The sequence below is a fragment of the Clostridioides sp. ZZV14-6345 genome (assembly GCF_020657775.1).
Taxonomy (GTDB): Bacteria; Bacillota; Clostridia; order Peptostreptococcales; family Peptostreptococcaceae; genus Clostridioides; species Clostridioides difficile_D.
Genome location: NZ_JAGWCX010000137.1, coordinates 1 through 2,296, shown reverse-complemented (window position 1 = coordinate 2,296; position 2,296 = coordinate 1). Strand labels below are relative to the sequence as shown.

At 23.7% G+C, this 2,296-nt stretch carries 3 protein-coding genes; 2 read left to right on the top strand and 1 reads right to left on the bottom strand.

The genetic code is table 11. The features are described from left to right. Positions 1 to 114 precede the first annotated feature (114 nt). Entirely contained in the window at positions 115 to 924 is an 810-nt protein-coding gene (locus KGF39_RS19235) for a MerR family transcriptional regulator (protein ID WP_227823545.1), read from the top strand. A 120-nt stretch (positions 925 to 1,044) separates the two neighbouring features. Here KGF39_RS19235 and KGF39_RS20020 read toward each other — a convergent pair whose 3' ends face one another. Next, positions 1,045 to 1,158, bottom strand: a complete 114-nt coding sequence (locus tag KGF39_RS20020) for a hypothetical protein (RefSeq protein ID WP_227823546.1) — start codon at positions 1,156 to 1,158, stop codon at positions 1,045 to 1,047. A 447-nt stretch (positions 1,159 to 1,605) separates the two neighbouring features. On the opposite strand from KGF39_RS20020, the gene KGF39_RS19225 reads away from it, so the two are divergent. Continuing rightward, a complete protein-coding gene (locus KGF39_RS19225; RefSeq protein WP_054273404.1) occupies positions 1,606 to 2,172 on the top strand; it encodes a hypothetical protein in 567 nt (188 codons plus the stop codon). Positions 2,173 to 2,296: the final 124 nt, after the last annotated feature.

Sequence of the window (2,296 nt, the reverse complement as noted above, 5' to 3'; positions counted from 1 at the left end):
TTTTTGTATCATTGTTTTAGAAGGTTTTTTAGTATATTCTAAAACTATAGTTATAGAGAATAATGATGTTGATTTTAAAATAAAAATAGGATTATGGAGGATTTTATTATATAAATGAAAGATTACTATAAAATAGGAGAGATATCTAAAATATATGGAATAGGTAGAGATTCATTAATGTATTATGAAGAAATTGGTATTTTAAAGCCAGTTAGAGATAAAAATGGATATAGAATGTATAACATATCAGATATATGGAAACTCAATTTAATAAAAGAATTTAGAAGCTTGAATTTTCCAATGAAAAAAATAAAAGAATACCTAGATGACAGAAGTATAGAGTCTACTAAAAATATTTTGAATGAGGAACTTGATTTAATTGATAAAAAAATATATGAACTTATAAGCCATAAGGAAAATATTATAAAAAGATTAAGTTCAATTGAAAGTGTAATTCAAAATACAAAAATAGATGAGATAGAGGTTGTATATATAGAAAAAAGAAAAGCTTTAGAATTAAATGCTGATATAAAAAGGGATGAAGACTTTGATTTTTTAATTCAAAAACTTCAAAAAGAATATGAAGATAGATTTAATATACTTGGAAACAACAATATTGGTTCTGCCTTTTCTACTGAAGCAATTAATAAAGGTATATTTAATGAGTTTAAATCTGTGTTTTGCTTTTTAGAAAACAATGAGAAAGTATATAATATAGTTTTTGATGAAGGATATTATGTAACTTTAAATTACGCTGGAAGTAATTCTAATAATAAGATATATATGGAAAAGGTATTTAAATTTATAGAAGAAAATAATTATAAAATAATTGCTGACCCTATAGAAATATACAAGATAGATATACATGAGACTGGAATTGTAGAGGAGTTTGTAACTGAAATTCAAGTTCCTGTAACTAAATAGATAAATTTCAACGAATTAGATGATAAATAGTATAAAAAATTATGAATTTGCCACCGATTTGCCACCATATTATAAAATCGGTGCAAATTATATTCTAATACCTTCTAAAATATTTTCTGTTTAAATTTCTATTTCATGTGTTATATGAGAGTAAGTATTCATTGTTGTAGCTATTTTACTGTGACCTAATCGTTGTTGAATATGTTTTGTATTTGTACCATTTTTTAAAAGTATTGAAATAAATATTCAAATCTTTATTTACTATTGCCATATCAATATCACTATTAGTTACAAAATAAGCATATAAAAAAATTAAAGAACTAATAGAAATGATTTAAACTAATCTTAGAACCTTTTGACTAAAAATTAGCTTTATTGTTTATTATATGGTATAATGTAGAGTAGAGATAAGGAAGTGATTAGTATAGGAATATTAAAAAGTGCTGAATTAGTTAGAAAAATAGCACAAAGAATTGCTAGAGAAAAAGGAATAAGAGAGCAAGAAGCATGAAATGATGCTGTTACAGAGTATAAACAAAAACATAGATACTTAGTTTAGAGAATCATCTTGATAGATGGTCTTTTTTTATATAATAAGTTTGTGTAATAAATTAAAGATACATGGACAAAATATTATACAATTGTAATAAGATAAAGTAATGTTTTTAAGGAGAAAAAGATATGCTCAATCATTTTAATGAATTTATTGGTAACTATGTAAATCTAATTTCTTTAATTGCATCATTTGCAGCAATAGCAGCCTTAATTATATCAATTATAGCTTTTATGGAATCTAATAAAAAAGCTAAATTGATATTAAAATATAGAAGAAATAATGAGAATAATATGGCTGGTGATTATTATGAAAATGGTAATGGGTATATCAGACTTGATTTAAATATCATAGATGATAAATCTGATATTTATACTAAAATTCATAGTAATAACTTAGTTGATTTTGTAATAGAAAATGAAAGTGCGATTGTTGCCAAAAGCCCTGTATTAAGTTTAAAATTTATTAATATGGAAGTAGATATTGGAGAAAATAATAACTTTGAACAAATAAATAGTGAGCTTAGATGGCACCCAAAAGATAATATGACAATTCATAAAGGAATAAATTTTAGAATAGAGCAATTTAATTTTAAAAATTGTGTTGTACTTAAAAAAGAAGCTTATATAGAGGTAGTATTATCAGCTGATAACATGGAAACAAAAGAATTTAGAATACCAATAAAAGTATATTAAAGGGCACTAGAAAGTGTTCTTTTTTTATTCCTAAAACAAGCAAAATGAGATGCTGATATGGCAAAGTATGAATATTGGATAACAGAAGAAGTATTAACAATAAAAAAAGACCCTAAAAAGAGTC